General features: G+C 47.1%; 4 protein-coding genes. All 4 read right to left on the reverse strand.

What is annotated here, in order from left to right:
- Positions 1-220: 220 nt before the first annotated feature.
- Entirely contained in the window at positions 221-1,852 is a 1,632-nt protein-coding gene (locus V6C93_RS36115; protein WP_349262946.1) for a Na+/H+ antiporter, read from the reverse strand.
- Between the two features lie 249 nt (positions 1,853-2,101).
- Positions 2,102-2,476 (reverse strand): DUF1823 family protein, encoded by a 375-nt coding sequence (locus V6C93_RS36120; protein ID WP_349262947.1) that lies wholly within the window; start codon positions 2,474-2,476, stop codon positions 2,102-2,104.
- A gap of 135 nt (positions 2,477-2,611) precedes the next feature.
- The gene (locus V6C93_RS36125; protein WP_333481524.1) at positions 2,612-5,119 is read right to left on the reverse strand and encodes a response regulator; all 2,508 of its coding nucleotides are present in this window, start codon (positions 5,117-5,119) and stop codon (positions 2,612-2,614) included.
- Between the two features lie 340 nt (positions 5,120-5,459).
- Positions 5,460-7,167 (reverse strand): histidine kinase dimerization/phospho-acceptor domain-containing protein (locus V6C93_RS36130; protein WP_333481525.1); only part of this gene is annotated, 1,708 nt, incomplete at its 5' end.

Consider the following 7,167-nt stretch of genomic DNA (forward strand, 5'->3'; position numbering starts at 1 on the left):
AAATCCATAAACACTAACTATTTAGTCGGCTGTTCACTGTTCACTGCTCAGTGATAAGCTGCCGCGCCTACAAGTTGCACTTTTCAGTAAAAAGGTAATTGGGGCAAATGGTATTGCCGAATTTCTTGCCCAAAGTAAGGGAATGCATCTTCTATTACCCATTACCTATTACCCATTACCAGCCCCAAGAGATATGCTCTTTTCCAAGCACAACAGCTTACTAGTCATCCTCCAGCTTCAAAAGTTGCTCATTGAGGGTTCTGATGCGCTCTTCAACGACTTCTTCGGAGAGAATCCGCCTGCGAAGAGCGTCGGTGAGTGCGCCCTTTTCTGCCAGGAGCAATTGCCGACGAATTGCGTCTAGCTTCGTGCGATCGCGAAGGGAGTCCGAAAGACTTTCACCCTTACTTTCAGGCGATCGCATCGGACGCTGGTTGTAGATATCCCGCAATGTTCTCTCAGACGCTGCCACCCGCACCTGATAAGCGGCTCGCATCTCTTCGTAGACAGCTTTGGGCAAAACTCCTGATTTCAACAAACTATCTAATTCATCCTGAGCGGCCTTAGCCGTCATCAGTTGGGCTTGCAATTCCTCAATCTGCTGGTACGATTCCGAGCGGTGAGCGACCTTTAAACGTCGCACAACCCAAGGCAGACTCAGCCCTTGTCCCACCAGAGACACCAAAACAATGCCCAAGATGATCGCAATCAGTTTTTCTCGATCTGGCAACCCAAGCGGTAAACTCAAAGCCAAGGCCGTTGAGAGCGACCCTTTAATATTGCCCACAAATAGAACATGCCTCCAGCGCATCGGAATCGGTCGGTCAAAAAACCGAACCGTCGCTAAAAGCGGATAAACGGTAATTGCCCTTCCGACTTGATAGGCAATAAAGGCTAAGAAAACGGCTGGCAACGTCTGCCAAAGAGTGCTGAGATTAATCTCTAGACCAATGAGTAAAAAAATAAAGGTATTGACCCCAAAGCCAGCGTATTCCCAGAAGCTAAACAACGTCACTTGAGTCGAGGCTGAGGTCATTTGGGAATGCTCGAAGTTGCCAACAATCAATCCCGCCACAACAACAGCAACGACGCCGGATACATGGAGAAACTGACCGGCTTGGAAGGCTCCCAACGCAATGGCAACGGTGAGGAGAATGCTACTCAATGGGTCATCTGCTTGACTCAACAACCGAATACTGAGGTAGCCCAATGCGGCACCGACTAAGGCACCGCCGATGATGACGAATAAAAATTCCTGTACTACAAATAAAGGCGATAATGTACCCGTCTTGTAAACGGTCAAAATCAGGCTAAATAAAACTAGAGCCACATCATCGTTAACCAGACTTTCACCCTCCACTAGGGTGACCAAGCGGTGAGGCGCGGACACCTCCTTAAACACCGCAATCACTAGGGCTGTATCTGTAATGGACAAAATCACACCGACCAATGAGGCGGGTATCCAATCTAAACCGAGTGCTAGTCTCAGCAAAACGGAGGTGATGCCAGCACACAGCAGAATCCCCGGCCCCGCAAGCAGGGCGATGGGCTTAATCGTACTCCGCAAACGACTGATATCTGTATTCAGCGCGGCTTCAAACAGCAGAATCGGCAAGAATAAATTGAAAATTAGGGAAGAGTCCAGGCGGATGCGATGAGGTTCGGGCAAAAGCTCAGTAATGGCTAGCCCTGCCAACACCAAACCCGCAATGTAAGGAATACGAAGTCGGCGTGAGATGAGGGCAACCCCTGTGGCGACCAACAACAGGACGATCAGAACGGTTAATACTTCCGCCAGATTGCTGTCGCCGCCTGAGACGGGGACTGCCAGGAGGATGCGATCGCGAAGCATCCCGATAGGGTTATCGCGATCGCGAAGCAGTAGCGAGTTTATGAGCGTCAGCATCCCGATAGGGCTATCGTCTAGCCATTGCATAGCACCTAATTACTCAGATAAAGGACAGACTAGGGTCAGGTTCCACAGAACAACCCTTCGTATCTTAAGGGATGCACTCAAACTCAACCTCAAAGATTTTCTTATAGCAATCTTCAGATTTACGCCATTGCACCCAGAGCCAATTTTTGCTAAAGCGGTAAACGTTTATTGGGTTACACCCGCATCTTTCATATAACTCAACAACCAATTGGCTGCTGTAGCCCGACGAGTCTGCCGGGGGCCAAATTCACCGATTTTGTAACCTTTAAAACCCAACTGCTCTTTTAACAGTTGTTTATTGGCTTGCGGAATCGAGCGAGTCAGTTTCACCGTTGCAAGACGGCTCTCAATAAAGTTCGGTGGCTCTGGATATTCCTCTTTCCATTCAGGAGCAACCTGGGTAATATCCCATTGATTCGCGGTTGAATCATAGCGATAACCTAAATAGTTCCAAACCAACTTGTTGACGGTATCATCGGCAATCTCTTCATTCAAAATTGCCCAGATGGTATCGGTATTTAGCGGCGGTAGCTTGAACATCATTTAGTATTATTTGTCAATAGCTATTTTCACTTCAGTGCAACACAACTTTTATAGGGGCACGATAATATCGTGCCCTCACCGTGTCATATATGCAAGGTTTATCGAGGAGAATAGGAGTCCAATTCTAGAGCATTAATGAACGGCTTTCGCCCTTATGGGAATCTCCACGATAAACTCTGTCCCTTGACCTAGGGCAGAAACACAACTGATTTGACCCTGGTGTTTTTCCACCACAATTTGGTAGCTAATGGCTAACCCCAAACCCGTGCCAGTTCCTACGGGCTTGGTGGTAAAAAACGGGTCAAATATCTGATGCAACACTTCCTCACTCATCCCAGTCCCGTTGTCGGCAATCCGAATGATCACCGAAGTCGGACTTTGGCATTGCATTGGGAAAGACTTGTTAGAAGCTTCCTTGTCTCTCTTTTCATGCTTTTCCTCCTTGTCCCCTTGTCCTCCTGTCTCCTCGTATGAGTTGCGGTTATCCCCTTGCCCCCAGTCCTGATCGCATACCTCAGTGCGAATGCTAATCTTGCGTGGAGCGGGTACGGTTTCCATTGCGTCAATGGCGTTACTGAGCAAATTCATGAATACCTGATTCAACTGACTGGCATAGCAGGTGACCAATGGAAGTTGACTATAGTTTTTAATCACTTCAATCTCAGCGGTATCGCCTTTAGCTCTCAGACGATGCTGCAACAGCAATAAGGTATTATCAATACCATCGTGGATATCGACAAGTTTTAGCTCGGATTCATCCAACCGGGAAAATAGCCGTAGCGATCGCACAATTTGATGGATGCGCTCGGCTCCCACCTCCATTGAATTCACCAGTTTTTGCCAATCGTCTACCAGAAACTGCCAATCGACTTCTTGGGTTACCCGCTGAATTTCGGGTGTGGGATGAGGGTAAGTCTGCTGGTAGCTTGCAATCAAGCGACTCAGGTCTTGGAAGTATTCCTTCGCCACATAAAGATTCCCATAAATAAAGCTGACTGGGTTATTGATTTCATGAGCAACGCCCGCGACCATTTGCCCCAGACTTGACATTTTTTCGGCCTGAATCAGTTGGGCTTGGGTACGTTTCAACTTCGAGAGGGTTAGTTCTAGCTCTTGCGCCTTTTCTCGTTCTCGTGCTTCCGATTGTCGCAGCGCTTTTTCCACTTGCTTGCGATCGGTGATGTCCAGTATCGTTCCGAAAAGTCGGATGACCTGCCCTTGCTCGTTAAAAATGGCCTTTCCTCTGGCCTCGACATACCGGATAGAATGATCGGGTCGAACCAAGCGAAAGTCTGATTCATAGGATGTGCCTGACTCCAACACTTGCTCAATCGATTTTCTCCACAAAGCTCGGTCATCATGATGAACTTTTTTCAGCAGTTGGGTGTGGTTCGGTTCTGGCCCAGTTGGGTCAAGGCCAAAAATGCGGAAGAGTTCTTCTGACCAGGTAATTTTGTGAGTGATGACATCAAATTCCCAACTACCGACATGGGCAATCCTCTGAGCCTCTGCCAGATTGGCCTCGCTCCGTCGGAGTTTTTCTTCCGCCCAGAAGCGATCGATACCCAAAGCAATGCCATTGGCAATAGATGCCATCGCTTGGAGGGTTACTGGTGTTAGCGGATAACGAGCAAAGATTGCCATCACCCCCACTAAGCGGTTTTCCACAATTAAGGGGTAGCCTGCAAAGGCCAGCATCCCTTCCTCCCATTGGGAAATTTGGGGGGTTCGTTGGCAAGCACAGGTGTTCGACTTCAATTCTGGATGATTCAACGGTTCGTTGAAGGGAGAAACCTCTGATTCTTGATTTGAGCGGTTCAGGAGTTGTGCGCTTTCACACCCCGCTTCGCATTCGGCAATCGAAAATCCAAAATCGATCCGAGGCTGACGTTCTTGAGCCATCAAGCCGATATAGCACTGACCGACTCTCACCCGGCGATAAACCTCGTTGAGGTGTGGATACATCCCTATCCCTGCACTGGCTTGCAGTTCCAACATGCCTTCTGCTTCATTGAGAGTCCAGATGCCGGCGATCGCAGCATTGAGGTGTTCTAATAAGGCAGAGGTACAACGACCGAGCCTATCTTGCAAGCTACTGCCTTGGGTAAGAGCCGTCCCGACATCCGCATTTAAGTCTGCTAAATTGATTCGTTCCAGCAGGGCGGCTTCTGCCCGTTTGCGATCGCTAATCTCCTGTTGCAGTAGGGCATTTTGCTGCTTTAATTGCTTCGAGAGCCGTTGAATGGTGAGTTGATTTTCGATCCGTGCTAAAAGTTCTTCGACTTGAAACGGCTTCGTAATATAGTCAGCACCACCGCCTCTCAACGCTTTGACTTTCTCAGAGGTTTCATTTAAAGCTGTCAGGAAGATGATGGGAATTTCCTGGGTTTCTTCCCTGGCTTTCAGCTGGCGACACACCGCATTGCCATCCATCTGTGGCATCATCATGTCGAGCAAAATCAAATCGGGGGGAGACGCGATCGCGGCATTCACGGCTAGTTGACCGCAGATCGCCCGTTGCACTTGATATCCGCGATCGCTCAGAATCCGGGATAAAAAACGTAGGTTATTCGGTTTATCATCAACAATTAAAATTTTACTTGCTTTATTAGTTAATAGTCTTGATGTTATTTCTACCATATTCACCCCCCATCTTTAAGCCTTGAATTACTGATTTATATCGTGTCTCCTAGCATCGTCATGTTATTGAGAAGACTGGTTTATGGTTCATAGTTGATTCAATGAACTGTAAATGTACAGATATGGCAAAAGGCAGAAGGAAGAGGGCAGAAGGTTTATTCCAGGTAGTTGGTCGTTTGGGCCTTTAAAGAAAGTCCTAACTGTATGGCGACAGCTATACAAGCACGATAGTAGATTTTCGCCCCCCTACCCCCCAAAATTGGGGGGAACCTGAATTCAAAGTCCCCCAGAATTGGGGGATTTAGGGGGCATTCCAGTATTTATACAAGAGGTCTACTGTTCACTGTTCACTGCTCACTAAACACTGTTGAGTGATACACACAATTACATCAAGACGAAAATCATTCAACAAATCGGTTAAAGCCAAAGCCAGAGAAGCATTTTCCTGGGGAATTTTCTGGATTAACTCGAAAACCAACTCTTCATTGACGACATTCGCGGCCTCATAAAGTTCGTTTACCCACGGTAGAGGCATCTTTGCCAATTCCCCAAGGAAAAATGAATCCGATTTTTCGCCACTCGACTCAACTCGCCAGGGAGCCTGGGTTGATGCAGGCAAATCTTCATAAAGGTAGCGCACCCCCAGGTATTCCGAGAGCTTTTCAAAGATTACTGCTTCAGCAAAGGGTTTACGCACAAAATCGTCGGAACCTGCCGTCAAAATCTCCCCTCGCTTCTCCTCAAAGATACTGGCAGTCAGAGCAATAATAAAGGTAGTTGGGGGTGAGTTAGATAACACAGAAACACTGGTAATCTCCTTCGAGCCCAATCCGTGCTCACTCTCCTCATTGCCCCAGCTCCTGATTTGTGTTCCTCTACTTCTGGCTCTCTGTGTTTCCCTGGCTCGAATTTGTCTAGTCGCCTCTAATCCATCCATCACAGGCATCCGTGTATCCATCCAAATCAAATGGGGCTGCCAACTCTCCCACAGAGCTAATCCTTCGACACCATTTTCGGCTTCGCGCACTTCAAAACCAATGGGTTCGAGCAACTTAACGAGTAGTAAACGGTTTTCTTTGGTGTCATCCACCACTAGCAGACGATACTTGTCCTGATTAGGCTCTAAACCAATCACCCGCCGGAGAGGTTTGGCTATCAGTTCCAGTGAATCTGGCTCAGCGATTTTGATGTCAAATTTAAAATTAGCTCCCTCACCTAAAATACTGCTAACCTTAATTTCTCCCCCCATCAATTGCACAAATTTTCGCGTGATAGCTAAACCCAAGCCCGTTCCTTCGGCAAATTTTCGACCCGTTTCTGTTTGCACAAAGGCATCAAATAAGCTTTCCATTTCCTCTGCTGCAATTCCAGGCCCCGTATCTTCGACTTCAAAATGTAGGGTATGAGGAAATTGGGATGAGAGCTGCTCGGCTGGGAAACAATTGTCTGGTGAGATGCTCTTTAAAATCTCTGCGTCTGCTGTATTTTTACACCGTTTTGACGGTTGACTTTGTCTGTCTTCAGTCGCTTGCCCCGCACTGACTCGCAAAGTAACTGTACCGTGTTCCGTAAATTTGAGTGCATTTCCGAGAAGATTAATTAAACAAATCCGTAATTTTTTCGAGTCTGTTTTTATATAATGAGGAATATCGGCTGGAACCAAAAAAATTACTTTTAAATTCCTTTGCTCAGCTTTAATTTGGAACATTTCTTCCAAAGAATCGAGCAAACGATATAGATTAAAACTCGTTTCATCAAGCGAACTTAGACCCGCCTCGATTTTGGACAAATCTAAAACATCATTGATTAAATCCAGCAAATGCTCACCACTGCGATTGATGATTCTCAAATATTCCCGCTGCTCGGTGCTCAATTGCAAATCGCGGCTTATGACTTGGGTAAAACCCAGAATGGCATTGAGGGGAGTGCGGAGTTCATGACTCATATTAGCTAGGAACTCTGTTTTCGCTTTGGATGCAGCTTCAGCCGCTTTTTCAGCTTTCAATCGCTCTTGAATCTCCTGTTGCAGCTGTTGATTTTGCTCTTGT

Origin of the sequence: Allocoleopsis sp., from assembly GCF_036703385.1 — a bacterium.
Lineage (GTDB): Bacteria > Cyanobacteriota > Cyanobacteriia > Cyanobacteriales > Coleofasciculaceae > Allocoleopsis.

Coding starts and splice junctions, on each gene's coding strand:
- V6C93_RS36115 (WP_349262946.1), bottom strand. CDS start 1,852: ATGCTTCGCGATCGCATCCTCCTGGCAGTCCCCGTCTCAGGCGGCGAC.
- V6C93_RS36120 (WP_349262947.1), bottom strand. CDS start 2,476: ATGTTCAAGCTACCGCCGCTAAATACCGATACCATCTGGGCAATTTTG.
- V6C93_RS36125 (WP_333481524.1), bottom strand. CDS start 5,119: ATGGTAGAAATAACATCAAGACTATTAACTAATAAAGCAAGTAAAATT.